Consider the following 16,611-nt stretch of genomic DNA (forward strand, 5'->3'; position numbering starts at 1 on the left):
ACTAAATCAGTAAGTTGGCAGCATCACCCATCCGATGAATATAAAATACTGCTTTTAATTATTGCGATAAAACCATCACCTACATTATCTGAAAATATTAATATTTAGTGCTTAATGCGGCCAGACAGGCCATTTGCTTAATATATTCACAAATCAAATATTATTCACAATAAAAACAAAAAAAGTTAAAATCATTATTTAAATCAATGTTCAATATCGCACCCGTGAAAATACTATCTCATTTATCTTTTATGCATATATAATCCACCGCATTATTGTCATTTTATTTTTGATATCCAATTTTCTCGTGGTGTATATGTCTAATAAAATTTTTACGTATTCCCTGCCTATGCGCTATGCCGATTTTCCAACGCTGGTTGATGCTTTGGATTATGCCGCTCTGGGCCGCGCCGGAATGAACTTTTATGACAGACGTTGCCAGCTTGAAGATGAACTGGAATATCACAATTTAAAAGCACATGCCGAAGCAGGCGCAAAGCGGTTATTATCGCTGAACCTGAAAAAAGGCGATCGCGTGGCGCTGATTGCCGAAACCAGTAGCGGGTTTGTCGAAGCATTTTTTGCCTGCCAGTATGCCGGGTTAGTCGCCGTCCCGTTGGCGATTCCGATGGGGGTCGGTCAGCGAGATTCCTGGAGCGCCAAATTGCAGGGCTTACTGGCAAGCTGTCAGCCTGCCGCGATTATCACCGGCGATGAGTGGTTACCGTTAGTCAATGCCGCGACGCATGACAACCCTGAGTTGCATGTGTTAAGCCATGCCTGGTTTAAATCCTTGCCGGAAGCCGACATTACGCTCCAGCATCCCGTTCCAGACGATATCGCCTACCTCCAGTACACCTCCGGCAGCACCCGTTTTCCTCGTGGCGTCATCATTACTCATCGCGAAGTGATGGCCAATCTACGTGCTATCAGCCACGATGGCATTAAATTACGCCCTGGCGACCGCTGCGTCTCCTGGCTGCCTTTCTACCATGATATGGGACTGGTCGGCTTTCTCCTGACCCCCGTCGCCACGCAGCTTTCAGTGGATTACTTGCGCACTCAGGATTTCGCCATGCGCCCGCTGCAATGGCTTAAATTGATCAGCAAAAATCGCGGCACCGTTTCCGTTGCGCCACCGTTTGGCTATGAACTGTGCCAGCGCCGTGTGAATGAAAAAGATCTCGCTGAACTGGATCTCTCCTGCTGGCGCGTCGCCGGTATTGGCGCTGAGCCAATCTCCGCAGAGCAACTCCATCAATTTGCTGAATGTTTCCGTCAGGCTAACTTTGACGATAAAACTTTCATGCCATGCTACGGGCTGGCAGAGAACGCGCTTGCCGTCAGTTTTTCTGACGAAACCTCCGGCGTTGTAGTTAACGAAGTGGATCGCGACATCCTCGAATATCAGGGTAAAGCTGTTACGCCGGGTGCTGAAACACGCGCCGTATCGACTTTCGTCAACTGCGGAAAAGCATTGCCGGAACATGGCATTGAAATCCGCAATGAAGCAGGTATGCCGGTTGCGGAACGTGTAGTAGGCCATATTTGCATCTCCGGCCCCAGCCTGATGAGCGGGTACTTTGGCGACCAGGTTTCGCAAGACGAGATTGCCGCGACGGGCTGGTTAGATACCGGCGACCTCGGCTATCTGCTGAACGGTTATTTGTATGTCACCGGGCGCATTAAAGATCTGATTATTATTCGTGGCCGCAATATCTGGCCGCAGGATATTGAGTACCTGGCGGAGCAGGAGCCGGAAATCCACTCTGGCGATGCCATTGCGTTTGTTACCGCCCAGGAAAAAATCATTTTGCAGATCCAGTGTCGGATTAGTGACGAAGCACGTCGCAGGCAGCTTATCCACTCGCTGGCGGCGCGGATACAAAGCGAGTTTGGCGTGACAGCGGCTATCGATCTGTTACCGCCCCACAGTATTCCCCGCACGTCTTCCGGCAAACCCGCCCGCGCGGAAGCGAAAAAACGTTATCAGAAGGCCGTCGCCGCTAATCCCCCAGTGCAGGAATCTCTCGTATGAGCCAAACAGTCGCGGTGACGGGTGCTACCGGGTTTATTGGTAAATATATTATCGATAACCTGCTCGTTCGCGGCTTTCATGTTCGCGCGTTGACGCGTACTGCCCGCGCTCACGTCAGCGATAACCTCATCTGGGTGCGTGGTTCGCTGGAAGACACGCATTCGCTTAGCGAGCTGGTTGCCGGTGCCAGTGCGGTGGTTCATTGTGCCGGGCAAGTGCGCGGACACAAAGAAGAGATTTTTACCCGCTGTAACGTTGACGGCAGCCTGCGCCTGATGCAAGCGGCAAAAGAGAGCGGCTTTTGCCAACGTTTTCTGTTTATCTCTTCGCTGGCGGCGCGCCATCCTGAACTCTCCTGGTATGCAAAATCCAAACACGTCGCCGAACAACGGCTTATCGCAATGGCTGACGAAATAATGCTGGGAATTTTTCGTCCGACAGCAGTCTATGGCCCCGGCGATAAAGAGCTAAAACCGCTGTTTGACTGGATGCTGCGCGGCCTGCTGCCACGACTTGGTGCGCCAGATACACAACTCTCTTTCCTGCACGTTACCGATTTCGCGCAAGCTGTAGGCCAGTGGTTAAGCGCCGAAACTGTACCAACGCAAACGTATGAGTTATGCGATGGCGTCCCCGGCGGCTATGACTGGCAACGCGTACAACAGCTTGCTGCTGCCGCCCGTCGTGGTTCCGTGCGGATGGTCGGCATTCCTCTACCGTTGCTCACCTGCCTTGCGGATATCAGCACAACATTAAGTCGTCTGTCTGGTAAAGAGCCAATGCTGACGCGCTCAAAAATTCGTGAATTAACCCATGCCGACTGGTCGGCAAGTAATAACCGTATTTCTGAAGATATTAACTGGTTTCCCGGGATTAGCCTGGAACACGCATTACGCAACGGGCTATTTTGATTGTCTTGTTTAAAGGTGTGTTAACGTTTCTATGGTAAATCGTGAAATAGTAATGGATTACATCCTTTCCTGTTTACAGGATTTGGTCGAAAACGGTGTGGAAATTAAGCCCGACAGCGATCTCGTCAACGATCTTGGCCTGGAGTCGATCAAGGTGATGGATCTCTTAATGATGCTGGAAGACAGATTCGATATTTCCATTCCTATTAATATTCTGCTGGATGTCAAAACCCCTGCGCAATTAATGGAAACACTACTTCCATGGCTGGAGAATAAATAATGGGGCTATACGATAAATATGCGCGTCTTGCTGGCGAGCGACTGCAATTTAGTGATAACGGTTTAACACCGTTTGGCACCTGTATTGATGAAGTCTATTCCGCCACCGAAGGGCGTATCGGCAATAAAAAAGTGATCCTGGCCGGAACCAATAATTATCTCGGTTTAACCTTCAATAACGAGGCCATCGCCGAAGGTCAGGCAGCGTTAGCGGCACAAGGCACCGGCACCACCGGTTCTCGAATGGCGAATGGCAGCTATGCGCCGCATCTGGCGTTAGAAAAAGAGATTGCCGAGTTTTTCAATCGCCCTACTGCTATTGTTTTTTCAACTGGTTATACCGCCAATTTAGGCGTCATCAGCGCACTTGCCGACCATAACGCCGTAGTGTTGCTGGATGCCGACAGCCACGCCAGTATTTATGATGCCTGCTCTCTCGGCGGCGCGGAAATTATTCGTTTTCGCCATAACGACGCCAACGATCTGGAACGTCGCATGATTCGCCTCGGCGAACGGGCGAAAGAGGCGATTATCATCGTTGAGGGCATCTACAGTATGCTCGGCGACGTTGCACCGCTGGCGGAAATTGTTGATATCAAACGTCGTCTCGGCGGTTATTTGATTGTCGATGAAGCGCATTCGTTTGGCGTGTTAGGTGCAACGGGGCGTGGACTGGCTGAAGCTGTCGGCGTTGAAGATGATGTGGATATTATCGTTGGTACCTTCAGTAAAAGTCTGGCCTCGATTGGCGGTTTTGCTGTCGGTTCGGAAGCGATGGAAGTGCTGCGCTACGGCAGCCGCCCGTATATTTTTACCGCCTCCCCTTCTCCTTCCTGCATTGCGACCGTGCGCTCGTCGTTAAGAACCATTGCCACACAACCAGAGTTGCGGCAAAAATTGATGGATAACGCCAACCATCTGTATGACGGTCTGCAAAAATTGGGTTACGAGCTAAGCTCGCATATTAGCCCGGTAGTGCCAGTGATAATCGGTTCGAAAGAGGAAGGGCTACGCATCTGGCGCGAGCTTATCTCACTGGGCGTATATGTGAATCTTATCCTGCCACCTGCCGCGCCGGCAGGCATTACGCTGCTGCGCTGTAGCGTTAACGCCGCTCACAGCCGCGAACAAATCGATGCCATCATTCAGGCGTTCGCCACGCTGAAACAGTAATGTTAACCCGTCGTGGTATTACGCCACGGCGGGTTTAGTGTTGTCTGTCATACCAATACACCAGACTCAACGCCACCAGCACAAATGCGATTGGTAAACCTAGCGCAGTAACGGGGGCGCTCAACGCAAATAACAATCCCAGGTTGACTATGATTTGATAGCTAATCCAGGTAAGCAAGCCAACGATGACGCCCACAGCAAGACGGCTGCCCATTCCCGGCGAACGCGGGGCGCTAAAGGTAAACGGCACAGCCAGTAAAATCATCGACAGAGTTAAGATGGGGTGTCCCAGCTTTTCCCACAGTGCCAGACGATATTCACTGCTCGGTTGCCCGGTTGCCTGCAAATAATGGATGTAATGGTTGAGCTGGCGGACAGAAAAGCTATTACCCGGCATCGATAACTCTTCGAGATTCATACTGGTGAATGCCGATTGCCACGGCAGATTATCTAATGTTTCCAGCGTTTCTTTGCCGTTAAGCCATTTTTTATGATTCACACCGTGCAGGAGCCACGTTTTATCGTCTTCGATGGTGGCGCTGCGCGCGTAAATGTAAGATTCGAGTGACAGATCGTCGCGGTAATGAAATATCTCCACACCTACCGGCTGGCCCTGTTCATTCAGCGATTTCACCGTCACAAATTCATTGTCACGTCTGGCCCACAACATGTTGCCAGTGATGTCATCGTCTACCCCTAACGCGGTGGCGGTCGATTTGATTTGCATCGCCTGTTGCTGCAATGGCGACGCTACCCACTCATCAATCGCGCCTAACGAGACTGCCCACAGCATTCCGGCGACCAGCGCCACCAGCGCGATACGGAAAATGGAAAATCCCGTGCTGCGAATGGCGGTAAGTTCACTGTTTTTCGATAACTGCCCGAGACCGACAATCCCCCCTAATAACGCGATAAACGGCGCAAGATCGACCAGTGTGCGCGGCAGGGTCATCACCACCACCAGCACCGCCTGAGTCCAGCGATAACCACCAGGGCTGACATCATCCAGCTCGTTAATCAGGTTGAAGGTGGTAAAAAGCGGCAGCAGTAGCCCTGCAGCAGCGGCAAAACCGAGAAACAGGTGACGGATTAAATAGCGACTGAAGACATTCATCGGGAAAATTTCTGCAGCAAAGAGAAGTCGCGTGCGACCAGCACTAACAAACCAGTCAACATCAGTCCAGGCACTAACCACAAACCAGGGATAACAGGAATTGCACCGTTTGCCACCAGAGTGCGGCAAACGTCTCCGCCATAAAAAATGGCAATAAACAGTAACGTTAAAGGCAATAAGGTAGAAAATCGCCCCTGCCGTGGTTTTACCCGACTTAAAGAGATAGCCATCAATGCCATTAACAACGCAGTCACGCCACGGCTTTGTCGCCATTGCAATTCGGCATGATCGGCAGGAAATACAGAATGCGCCAGCTCCGTGACCGATTTCGCTTTGCGTTTGACGTTAGGGCTTTGATCCAGCGGATTCAGATGTAATTGTAGATTGCGGTAGATCTGTTCGTTGTCGTCATTGCCCTGATGATCGAGAAGATAGGCTGTGCCGTTATGCAACATGACGGTCGGTTTGTCCGGAGAGGGATCGATAACATCAACGGAGCGGGCACGAAAAATGCGGGTTCGATTGGCTGTAGAAGTGTATATCAGCGCGTCAGTCAGGCGATTATTGTCTTGATCAACCGTCTGCGAGAGGATCATCCGCCCATTATCGTTAGTATTAAATTTCTTTGCCCGTAGCTGGCGGACATCCAACTCCGACTGCGACTGTTGCTCCAGTTGATAAATCTGCGCATAAGCCCACGGCCGACCATACATCGACAAAACGGTGACAAAAATACTTAACGGTATTGCAAGGTAAAGAACAGCTTTATACAAACGCGCCGGGCTGCCTCCCGCCGCAGAAATTGCGGTAATTTCTGAGTCGGTATACATCTGCCCAAGCGTCACGCCAACCGACACATACAGGCCAACCGGTAACAACATCTCCAGTGCAATCAGCACTTTGTAGAAAACGATATCCAGCACAACGTTGAGAGCTAAAGTGCCATTTGCCGCTTCGGTCAGATAACGCTGTGCGGAATAGCTGGCGAAAATAAAGATCAGAAAACCGACGATAATCAGCACCAGACGGCGCGTACCGCGCATGATGTAATGTTCAACCAGCTTCATCTCACTAACGCCCTCAATCCTTTGAGTTTTTTATTCATTGATCAGCTTCTGCGCCAGCGCAATAACATGATCTACCTCTTCCGGCGTCAGGCTGCCGTCCTTTGCCCACTGAATTTGCCCGGCTTTATTCAATACCAGAATGGTTGAACTCTGCTCCGGTAATAGCCAGGCAACGCGTCCCAGACCATTGCCGTCAATAACGAATTGCGCCCATGGATAGCGGCGTTTATTTTTCTCGATTTTACCGCTCACAAAATAGCCTGTACCAAAGATAGCATCATCGGTATTCACAATGGTGGTGGGCTGAAAACGATCTTGCGGAAAGTTCGCCACTTCTACTGCTTTGATTAACAGTGAGTTCTTTTTCTTTGCCGACTTGCGCCCGGCGATATACTGGATAATGCGGACTTTTCCCTTCAGTTGCGTACTGTTCCACTTTTGGTAGTAAATTTCGTCGTTATTAAGCAGTAGCTCGCCGCCTTCCTGGATATAAACAGGCGTAACCTGCTTCCCATTGATGAAATTATGCGCCGCCGTGCCTGGTGCTAAGAGTGCGATAATCAGAGCGACAATCCGACGAGATGGCATTATTGCTCCGGATATAGCGGAAAACGCGAGATAAGCAGCTCTAAACGCTGGCGAATATCGCTATCCAGCGCCACCGGTGCGTCATATGACCGGCGGTTTTCCATATCATCCGCCACCATGTCGTCGTGCTTATCCCCCATCAGACCATTAATGGCAGCGAGGAAGCGGGAAATCTGTAACGCCTCTTTATTTTCAGGATCAAGCGATCTTAGGGTGTCGTAATAAGAAACCTGCTGACTGATGATTTTTCGCACATCATGAAATTCCCTGCCGGTTAGTCGCGGTTTGGCAATAATCTCTTTCAGGATATGCATTTGCTTTTGCCGATAGGCAATAAAACCGTTAACGCTTTCTAACTGGCTATGGCGTAATGACCAGTTCACTAACGACCAGACCGGAGAGCTTAAATAAATCCGTAACAGGTTACCGTAATACGACACGATATTTTTCTTACCGTTACGAAAACCATCCTGAAAATGGCCCAGACATACCGTCGTTTTGCCGAATAAAAATCCGGCCTGATGCTTCTTTAAATACAACCGTTGAGCAAAACGTAAATGCTTATAGCGCGCTCGCATGTATTTAAATTGTTTGCGCTCGTCAGCCGTAAGTCCCTCGCCTTTGGCTTGTTTATGGATTAAACGCAGCAACTCCTTATGATCAACGCCATTTAGCCAGAATTGCAGGCATAACGCGTAATTATCATGGATGATTTCGGCGGTACAACCCAGGGCGATTGTCGGCGGCAAACTGACCTGCGCGTCAACAACATCATCTTCCTCAATCGCAACAAATAAACGCTCGCTCGCCTCAAGCGGGAAATATTTTCTCATCATCAGGATTTCTCTCCGGCTGCGTTATAAAGCAATGAATGGCGCTGAAAGAACGCCTTTAAGGTCGGAATTAGTGAGAGCGCCACGTCCAGACATTGACCGCCGAAATAAGCAAACGCTGCTCCCAGCACGCCAAACAGATGACAAAACATGAACAGCAAAACGATGTAGCCGATTGAAGCGATGGTTTGCGCCACGAGGAAGGCTCGCTGTTTACCCGCCATCAATAGCAATGACTCCTGCGGGAAGCCCAGCATCGAAATAACAATCGCGCCAAGCATCACCTGGATCAGGTCATATGCTTCGAGATATTTGACGCCAAATACCAGCGAAATGAGCGGCTTGCCGACGATTAGCACCGCGAGCGCCACCAGAACACCGATTCCGCCAGCCAGTAACCCTGACTTCACGCCTAACAACCACGGTCTGGTAGTGCGCGGATCTAAGCGCATTACCTCTGGATAAAAACTTTTACCCAGCAAACCCGCCGGCGTCCCGGCTGCGTCGAAGAATGTCATGGCAATTTTAAATAACCCGGCTGCGGCTGGCCCCAACACAATCCCCACCAGCACTGTGCTGCACGAGTTACGCGCCGACCAGATGGAGTGGGCAATGTTGGTTGACCAGACAAAACTCCACGCCCCTTTGATGTGTCGGGCAGACTCGAAAAGATTCAATTTAAACGCGTTATGGATATTTCTGCGGCGCAATTCGCGCGCAGCAAACCACCAGTACATGGTGCCGCCAACCAGATTTGAGGCGTACCAGGCTATAACAAACCCCGCAAAACCAAAGTCAAAATACCAGGCGATTACGCTCCCCGCTGCGCGCAGAAAAGGCTTCGTCGCCTGCTGTACAGCAATCAAATCGAAGCGATCTACCGCACGCAGAATGCCGGTCGGCGTGGAGGAAGCCATTGAAGGAATGAGCGTGCAATAGAGCGCCGCCAGCCAAAAACTTTGGTCATCCAGACCTAATGAGTGAGAAAGAAATGGCAGTAAGGCAATGCCGCCGACAATCGCCACCGCGCCGCTGACGATATCCAGCGAAAAGGAAAACGAGACGACATTGCGAAATTGTTGGGGATTATTGTTGGTTAAGGCTGGCGTTCCGTACTGCACTACCAACTGCCATGTCTGAAACTTAATAAAATCGCTGATCGACTTGGCATACGATTGCACAATCACCAGTACGCCAAACATCGCTGGCGTCATCCCTTTACCAGCGCACGAGAGCGCCAGTAAGCCCAGCAAGGCGCTCTCGACATTGCTGGAGCCTAACCAGGCGCTATTGCGAATAATGGTGCGAAAGGCTCCATCTGCAAACCAATGTTTGATGTTAAAACCCGCCAATTCAGCCAGACCTTATCGTTGATAATGAAAAATAGCCCGCCAGCCTTAAGTTAAACTTCGGCGGTCAGAAACGATGGCAACCAGAGAAACCGCTTTCTGCGCCTGTTCCAGCACTTCGCTGTAGGGCGCTCTGGAATCAATCTCAAGAATTTTTGTGCCGTTATAGCCAATCTTCGACATGACGCCGATTTTGTCCTGCAACTCGACATAGTCGTGATCTGGCTTGCGGGAGATGGCAGTATCAATATCAATGCCCAGACGAATAATTAATTCAGGACGATATTGCGCCATTTGTTGATATAAGCGTCGCTCGCGCTGCGCCAGAAACATGTTGATTTTGCCGCTGGCACGTTCGACGCCAATCCCCGGTCCGTCATAATAAAAACCGGAAATTTCAGCCTGCGGAAAGCGATCGCTGACCACCAGAACGCCACTTTGCGCCAGCCGCTGAACCTTGCGCAGATTCGCCATTCTTCGCAGCGAGAAGCAATACATAATCACCGCCGCCCATAGCGCCGGAGATTTGGTTTTCATGCTTTGGGTTTTCGAGGATTTGGCCGCCAGACGCCGTTCCAGCCAGACGCCAACGAGCGGCAAGCGTTTAATTTTGTCGCCGTCTTCGCCGGATAGCAGCCCCAGATAACGACGCTCAGTTTGCCAGTGTTGTTGCAGCGATTTAACCAAATCGGTGGTCAATGTGGATTTACCGGTGCCATCGCACCCGACCACCGCAATCAGCCCCGGAATATAGTTGGGTTGCGGCGCGGTTGTACTGTTAACAGTTTGCGTTTGTAGTGCATCCATTCGTTCAATCATCCCTTATCCATTTTGGTGATCAGAAAAGCGCGGCGTGAATCGCGCATAATGAGGCTTGCAGGATTTCATCAGCAGGTTGTCGCCCGTCCAGTTCCAGTATCTTTGCGCCATTGAACGTCAGTTGTGGCGTAACGGCGATTTTTTCCTGTAACGCCGCCAGTTGATGATCGGGTTTGCGGGAAAATGCCGTCTGTTCATCAATAGCAAGACGAATCAATAACACGGGCAAATAAGACGCCATCCACTGGTATAGTTTCAGCTCGCGTTGCCTTAACATTTTTATCCAGCCGTTACCGCCAGAGGTTTTTGCCAGTTGCGGACCATCAAAGCGAAAACCTGGCACTTCGACCTGTGGGTAACGGTCGGTAATCAACAGATAACCCTGCTGGCTTTTACGCAACATTTTGCGAAACTTGTAGGCTCGCCAGCAGGAAAGCAAATAAATAACCAGTGCGGTAATATTGCCAGGCGGCGTTGACGCCTTTTCATGCACATGTGCCGCTTTACCCCGCAGATAACGCCCAAAAGGAGCACCAATAATGGGGAGCTGTGATATCCATTCGCCAATTCTCCCGGAAGACTGCCCGAGATAAATGTGTTCTGTTGGCATTTTTGTTGCCAGTTCATTCACCAAACTTGCTGTGAGAGTCGATTTACCTGAACCATCACACCCCACAATGGCAATAACACGCACTGGCGTGGAATTAATTATTGACATATTACGTTGATTCACGAAAAACCCGGCAGCAAATAATGTATTGAATATTACGTGGTCCGTGCTCAGAATATCTGCTCAATCTTATTGTGACAATGGTTAATTGTGGTATTGACCTGAATTACACTTTCATAAAAACATATTAATCAAATAAATATTTTGGGTGGATATTTAAATTTAAGGATATATTCATGCAGTCAATAACCCCTCCATTAATTGCCGTTATTGGTAGCGATGGTTCAGGCAAGTCAACGGTGTGTGAACATCTTATTACCGTTGTCGAAAAATATGGTGCCGCCGAAAGAGTTCATCTTGGAAAACAGGCAGGGAATGTCGGACGCGCGGTGACAAAACTACCGTTGATGGGAAAATCCCTGCATAAAACCATTGAAAAAAATGAAGTGAAAACGGCAAAAAAATTACCGGGGCCGGTTCCGGCGCTGGTAATTACGGCGTTTGTTGCCCGTCGCTTACTGCGCTTTCGTCATATGCTCGCCTGTCGTCGTCGCGGGTTAATTGTTTTAACCGACCGTTTTCCGCAGAACCAAATTCCTGGCGCTTACGATGGTACGGTGTTTCCACCTAACGTTAAAGGCGGTCGTTTTGTCTCATGGCTGGCAAGCCAGGAACGTAAAGCGTTTCACTGGATGGCAAGTCATAAGCCTGATTTGGTTATCAAACTCAATGTTGACCTTGAAGTTGCCTGCGCGCGTAAACCCGACCATAAACGGGAATCGCTGGCGAGGAAGATTGCCATAACGCCACAGTTAACCTTTGGTGGTGCACAACTGGTTGATATCGATGCCAATCAGCCACTGGAACAGGTGTTGGTTGATGCAGAAAAAGCGATTACGGATTTTATGACCGCGCGTGGTTATCACTAGCCAAAAATGGAAATGCCCGATCGCCAGTACCGGGCATTTTCAGGAAGGTTAAATTAACTGCAATGCTATCCAGTACAAACTACCAGACAGAAAAATCGCCGCCGGTAAGGTAAACACCCACGCCATCAGGATGCTGGTTACCGTTTTACGCTGTAAGCCTCCACCATCCACGACCATCGTCCCTGCTACCGCCGAAGAAAGTACGTGTGTTGTGGAAACTGGCATCCCAATATAACTGGCAAGGCCAATAGATACCGCCGCCGTCATCTGCGCCGCCATGCCTTGCGCATACGTCATGCCACGCTTACCAATCTTCTCACCGATGGTCATCGCCACACGACGCCAGCCAATCATGGTGCCAATACCCAGCGCCAGTGCCACCGCCATAATGATCCACACCGGAGCGTATTCAATGGTACTTAACATATCGCTGCGCAGTTTTTTCAGCAGGTTCTGGTCTTCTTTACTGACGCCTGGCAGTTTCGCCAGCTTCGCGGAAGTATCAGAGATGCAAAGCATAATGCGGCGCAGCTGACTGCGCTGAGTCACGTTTAACGGCTCATAGCTTTCCATATTGCCCGGCAACATCGTTTTAACGCGCGCGATGGCATCAAAGGTATTTGCCGGATGACAGTGAAACTCCGTCACTTGTGTGCCATCCGTCTGAGTCGCAGGCAGCGGGGGTTCCATCGTAATCAATTTCTGCGGCAATTCAGGATGCTGTTGCAGATAATGTTCAAAGTTAGTGACAGCATCGCGGGTACGGGTAATTTCATAGCCGGAGGCGTTCATATTGACGACAAACCCGGCGGGCGCAATTCCCACCAGCACCAGCATCACCAGACCGATCCCTTTTTGTCCATCGTTCGCACCATGCGAAAACGCCACGCCCGCAGCGGAAACAATCAGTGCAATACGCGTCCAGAATGGCGGTTTACGTTTGCCTTTTTTCTTTTTGCGATCTTCAGGAATGCGGTGAATACGGTCACGCTTTTTCGTGCCGCTCCAGAAGCGACGCAGCAGGAAAATCAGTCCTCCCGCAATCACCAGCCCCACAATTGGGGAGACAATCAGTGAGGAGAAAATCTTGGTCACTTCACGCAGATTTAACGCGTCCATCACCGATGAGCCGGTTAACATCGCATTAGTTAAACCGATGCCGATAATCGCGCCAATTAAAGTATGCGAACTGGAGGCCGGTAAACCAAAAAACCACGTTCCCAGATTCCAGATAATCGCCGCCAGCAGCATGGAAAAGACCATCGCCAGACCGTGGGTTGACCCCATATTCAGCAGCAAATCGGTTGGCAACATATGGACGATGGCATAGGCGACGCTAAGTCCGCCAAGCAATACGCCAAAAAAGTTAAAAAATGCCGCCATCACCACAGCAAGTTGTGGTTGCATGGCTCGGGTATAAATAACGGTTGCCACCGCATTTGCCGTGTCATGAAAACCATTGATTGCTTCGTAGAACAACACAAATGCCAGAGCAAGTAATAACAAAAGCCCCGTATATATATCAAGGCCAACAAATAAATTTAGCATATATTAGATTACGCCATTTTGAATTTACGAACGGAGGCATTATCAGTGACTTTCACGGCGCGGGCAAAGTGAAATATCATTTTTAACGATAAAAAGAGTGTTATTTCTTGTGTATCAGACAATAAGCATTCATTCAAAATTATTAGATATAATTAATACACAGACATTTCGCCAGTCCATATATTCAAGCATGAAATGAATAAATAATAAAATATATAAACATTAAATATTTTGATTAATCCCCGTACTGATTACTCTTTATAATCAGTACGAGGTTGCTACAACATGTATTACTCTTTCACCACAATTAACGGTTCAATATCACTCTCTTTTTTGATGACCAGTGATTCATCGCCGCGCAAGCAAGTCCCGCCATAGTTGCCGCCAACGGTGAAGGTACATACCTGGATGTATTTACCGTCCACTTTCGGCAAGCACCACAACTGTTGATAGATGTTTTTCTGCTCGGCAAATTTACCGCTGGTCTGATCAAGCACCTCTTCATGATGGCTGACGAGGTCAATATTGCTGCCACAGCGACCGGCAATCGGCTTCACGGCATAACCGGTTTTCACCAGTTCATCATTAACAGTGAAATCAGTATCCAGCAGATAGCGATGGTGCGGGAACAGCGACCAAAGGATCGGCAGAATCGCTTTGTTGCCGGGGATCACCGTCCACAGCGGCTCAAAGACCAGCACTTCCGGGCGCAGCAATACGTCGATAAGACGCACTTCATTTTGCGGATGCCCGGTACGAATCGGCACCGCAGCAAACTCACGGTCGCTGACTTCACGAATCTGATCAAACGCCGTTTCCCACGCCCAGGTTTTCCATACGCAGTTAACCAGTCGCCCTTCCCCATCAATCAGTTGCCCGGCAGCATCCCAGCCCAGTTCATCCAGCCCGCGCAAGATACGCGTTTCAAAGCCCGCCTGTTGCAGCGCCTGCTCCATAAACTGCGCGTGATAGTTCTCCTCGATATCTTTGTCCTGCATGATATGGACAAATGGACGTGCACGACTGTGTTTCCATGCGCCTGCCAGTTCGTTAATCAGCCCTTCCGCCGGATTGAAGCCGTTGCCTTTATAGCCTTGCTCCGTCCAACGTTCGAGGATCAAGCCTGCTTCAGTATGACAAGAGGCGGAATCGGCATTGTATTCGTAGACCTTCAGGCCACGCTCATCCATACAGAAATCCATGCGACCAGTGATCATATGGTGCCGGCGACGCTGCCAGGAGAGGCGCAAACGCGGCCAGAGGATTTTTGGAATATCGAACAATGCCAGCAGGTTGTCATCTTTCAGCACCTTATCGGTAGCGTGAAGATACATCAGGTGCAGCTCGTTGGTAGCTTTAATCAGCTCCTGCTCGGCACTCTCGGTAATGGTGTAATAATGATATGGATCCTGATTGATCACCTGACCGTTGGCCTGCACATAGGCGTTTTGCAGCGGATCTTTTTCATCCAGCCATTTACCGTCAAACTGGCCTTTGTTTTCCAGGCGCGCTCCGCTGATTTTCAGCAGCTCGCCTGCAATTTCCGGCTGCGGTAAGCTGTATTCAGTATCTTCCGTCTGGATCATCCAGCCCAGAATGGTGGTGTCATCAAACGTGTCTTTGAGGGTATAGCAGCCGTTTTCGACCACCATCTCCAGTTCGCGCGTCCACTGCTGCCCTTGCGGCAACGGGGAATGAATCACGTTTTGTTCAGCAATGCGAACTTTGTTGCCATGCAATTGGGTAATGATGGCGACATGGCCGGTGTCTTTAAATTCTCCGCCTTTATCCCAGATAAGAAGCGCACCCGCGACTGGCGCACGCGGCGAACCGTTAGGAAATGCCTGCAACGGCAGGATGTTGTCGTTAACCACTTCACGCAGGAAGCGCAGCGAGAAAATCTCCCACGCCATACCCACGTCTGTGAAGACCACACCGTAATTCAGAAAGAGAAAACGGCGAGCAAATTCAACGCATTGCCATTTGTGGCCCATATATTCGTCGTCGATATAGCTACGGAATACGGCGTCATCTTCGTATTCCTGCGGATCGAGAGAACTGTAATCTGAAGAGTAGATTGCTACACCACCTGGGGCGTAGCCCAATAATGTCCCGAACGGGGCATCCTGGCTGGTCGTTCCTTTGCTCATCACTTTACCTTTAACAATACAACCTAAGCAGTTGGCGTAATTGTTGTGCTCTGATTACCTGCTCAGCGACATTAACCGGACAGAGGTCTGACTTATCATACACCTCAACGCAGCGGCTGGCGCAAAGGGTTAAAAAATTCACAATCTGTATAGCAATCGAACTGCTACACTGCTTCAACACTACCACTCAGAAGGCAATTCAGTATGACAGACAATACTTATCAGCCCGCGAAAGTCTGGACGTGGGATAAATCTGCTGGCGGCGCATTCGCCAATATCAATCGCCCGGTTTCTGGCCCGACGCATGAAAAAACGCTGCCGGTTGGCAAGCACCCGTTACAGCTCTATTCTCTGGGCACGCCAAACGGTCAGAAAGTAACGATTATGCTTGAGGAGCTGCTGGCGCTGGGCGTTACTGGTGCAGAGTACGACGCCTGGCTGATTCGCATTGGCGATGGCGATCAATTCTCCAGCGGCTTTGTGGAAGTGAATCCGAACTCGAAGATCCCCGCGCTGCGCGATCATACGCATAATCCGCCAATCCGCGTGTTTGAGTCTGGTTCGATCCTGCTTTATCTGGCAGAGAAATTTGGCTACTTCTTGCCGCAGGATTTGGCAAAACGGACGGAAACACTGAACTGGTTGTTCTGGTTACAGGGCGCTGCGCCGTTCCTCGGCGGTGGTTTTGGTCACTTTTACCATTACGCGCCGGTGAAAATTGAGTACGCCATCAACCGCTTTACCATGGAAGCCAAGCGCCTGCTCGACGTGCTTGATAAGCAACTGGCGCAGCATAAGTTTGTTGCGGGCGATGAGTACACCATTGCTGATATGGCAATCTGGCCGTGGTTTGGCAACGTGGTGTTAGGCGGCGTATATGATGCCGCAGAGTTTCTTGATGCGGGCAGTTATAAGCACGTGCAACGCTGGGCGAAAGAAGTGGGCGAACGTCCGGCGGTGAAGCGTGGGCGTATTGTTAACCGCACCAACGGACCGCTGAACGAGCAGTTGCATGAGCGCCATGACGCCAGTGATTTTGAGACGAATACGGAAGATAAGCGTCAGGGGTAAGGGTTGGTGTTCGTCGCAGCAAGCCATAAAGGCCGATGTAGACCGGATAAGGCGTTTACGCCGCATCCGGCA

The 16,611-nt window shown here is 50.1% G+C and carries 15 protein-coding genes; 6 read left to right on the forward strand and 9 right to left on the reverse strand.

The features are described 5' to 3' along the window. The first annotated feature begins 316 nt into the window (after positions 1 to 316). From EQY_RS0105630 to spt, 4 genes are read left to right on the forward strand one after another with little or no spacing between them, the layout of a single operon-like run. Positions 317 to 2,038, forward strand: coding sequence for a fatty acyl-AMP ligase (locus EQY_RS0105630; protein WP_024212424.1), 1,722 nt, complete (start codon positions 317 to 319; stop codon positions 2,036 to 2,038). After that, positions 2,035 to 2,949, forward strand: coding sequence for an NAD-dependent epimerase/dehydratase family protein (locus tag EQY_RS0105635; protein WP_000084340.1), 915 nt, complete (start codon positions 2,035 to 2,037; stop codon positions 2,947 to 2,949). Before EQY_RS0105630 ends, EQY_RS0105635 begins: the two co-directional genes overlap by 4 nt. Before the next feature lie 31 nt (positions 2,950 to 2,980). After that, complete coding sequence (locus EQY_RS0105640; protein ID WP_000248097.1) at positions 2,981 to 3,229, forward strand: acyl carrier protein; 249 nt, start codon at positions 2,981 to 2,983, stop codon at positions 3,227 to 3,229. Then, a complete protein-coding gene (gene spt, locus EQY_RS0105645) occupies positions 3,229 to 4,401 on the forward strand; it encodes a serine palmitoyltransferase (RefSeq protein ID WP_000524982.1) in 1,173 nt (390 codons plus the stop codon). The genes EQY_RS0105640 and spt overlap by 1 nt, the downstream gene beginning before the upstream one ends. A 34-nt stretch (positions 4,402 to 4,435) precedes the next feature. On the opposite strand, the gene lptG is transcribed toward spt, so the two are convergent. Genes lptG through EQY_RS0105680 form a run of 7 tightly spaced genes read right to left on the reverse strand, consistent with a single transcriptional unit; the run spans position 4,436 to position 10,904 of the window. Continuing rightward, positions 4,436 to 5,515, reverse strand: a complete 1,080-nt coding sequence (gene lptG, locus EQY_RS0105650; protein ID WP_024212425.1) for an LPS export ABC transporter permease LptG — start codon at positions 5,513 to 5,515, stop codon at positions 4,436 to 4,438. Next, entirely contained in the window at positions 5,512 to 6,582 is a 1,071-nt protein-coding gene (lptF, locus tag EQY_RS0105655) for an LPS export ABC transporter permease LptF (RefSeq protein ID WP_000779663.1), read from the reverse strand. Before lptF ends, lptG begins: the two co-directional genes overlap by 4 nt. A 30-nt stretch (positions 6,583 to 6,612) precedes the next feature. Beyond that, positions 6,613 to 7,170: a YtfJ family protein gene (locus EQY_RS0105660; RefSeq protein ID WP_001141136.1), complete on the reverse strand. Its 558-nt coding sequence runs from the start codon at positions 7,168 to 7,170 to the stop codon at positions 6,613 to 6,615. After that, complete coding sequence (locus EQY_RS0105665) at positions 7,170 to 8,006, reverse strand: hypothetical protein (RefSeq protein WP_000984959.1); 837 nt, start codon at positions 8,004 to 8,006, stop codon at positions 7,170 to 7,172. The genes EQY_RS0105660 and EQY_RS0105665 overlap by 1 nt, the downstream gene beginning before the upstream one ends. Then, positions 8,006 to 9,355, reverse strand: coding sequence for a lipopolysaccharide biosynthesis protein (locus EQY_RS0105670; protein ID WP_000896847.1), 1,350 nt, complete (start codon positions 9,353 to 9,355; stop codon positions 8,006 to 8,008). The genes EQY_RS0105665 and EQY_RS0105670 overlap by 1 nt, the downstream gene beginning before the upstream one ends. Positions 9,356 to 9,400: 45 nt before the next feature. Next, positions 9,401 to 10,159: a nucleoside/nucleotide kinase family protein gene (locus EQY_RS0105675; RefSeq protein ID WP_024212426.1), complete on the reverse strand. Its 759-nt coding sequence runs from the start codon at positions 10,157 to 10,159 to the stop codon at positions 9,401 to 9,403. Between the two features lie 31 nt (positions 10,160 to 10,190). Next, on the reverse strand, positions 10,191 to 10,904 hold the full coding sequence (locus EQY_RS0105680; RefSeq protein WP_001076284.1) for a dTMP kinase: 714 nt from the start codon (positions 10,902 to 10,904) through the stop codon (positions 10,191 to 10,193). 173 nt (positions 10,905 to 11,077) lie between these two features. Between EQY_RS0105680 and EQY_RS0105685 the strand changes: the two genes are divergently transcribed. Then, complete coding sequence (locus tag EQY_RS0105685) at positions 11,078 to 11,770, forward strand: dTMP kinase (protein ID WP_001190761.1); 693 nt, start codon at positions 11,078 to 11,080, stop codon at positions 11,768 to 11,770. Between the two features lie 48 nt (positions 11,771 to 11,818). Here EQY_RS0105685 and pitB read toward each other — a convergent pair whose 3' ends face one another. Together pitB and gss are read right to left on the reverse strand one after the other, a co-directional pair. Next, complete coding sequence (pitB, locus tag EQY_RS0105690) at positions 11,819 to 13,318, reverse strand: inorganic phosphate transporter PitB (RefSeq protein WP_000933309.1); 1,500 nt, start codon at positions 13,316 to 13,318, stop codon at positions 11,819 to 11,821. Positions 13,319 to 13,608: 290 nt separating this feature from the next. Then, on the reverse strand, positions 13,609 to 15,468 hold the full coding sequence (gene gss, locus EQY_RS0105695) for a bifunctional glutathionylspermidine amidase/synthase (RefSeq protein WP_010347796.1): 1,860 nt from the start codon (positions 15,466 to 15,468) through the stop codon (positions 13,609 to 13,611). 204 nt (positions 15,469 to 15,672) lie between these two features. On the opposite strand from gss, the gene yghU reads away from it, so the two are divergent. After that, positions 15,673 to 16,539: a glutathione-dependent disulfide-bond oxidoreductase gene (gene yghU, locus EQY_RS0105700; RefSeq protein ID WP_000131798.1), complete on the forward strand. Its 867-nt coding sequence runs from the start codon at positions 15,673 to 15,675 to the stop codon at positions 16,537 to 16,539. The last annotated feature ends 72 nt before the right edge of the window (positions 16,540 to 16,611 follow it).

The organism is Escherichia sp. TW14182, assembly GCF_000208525.1.
In the GTDB taxonomy this organism is placed as follows: Bacteria; Pseudomonadota; Gammaproteobacteria; order Enterobacterales; family Enterobacteriaceae; genus Escherichia; species Escherichia ruysiae.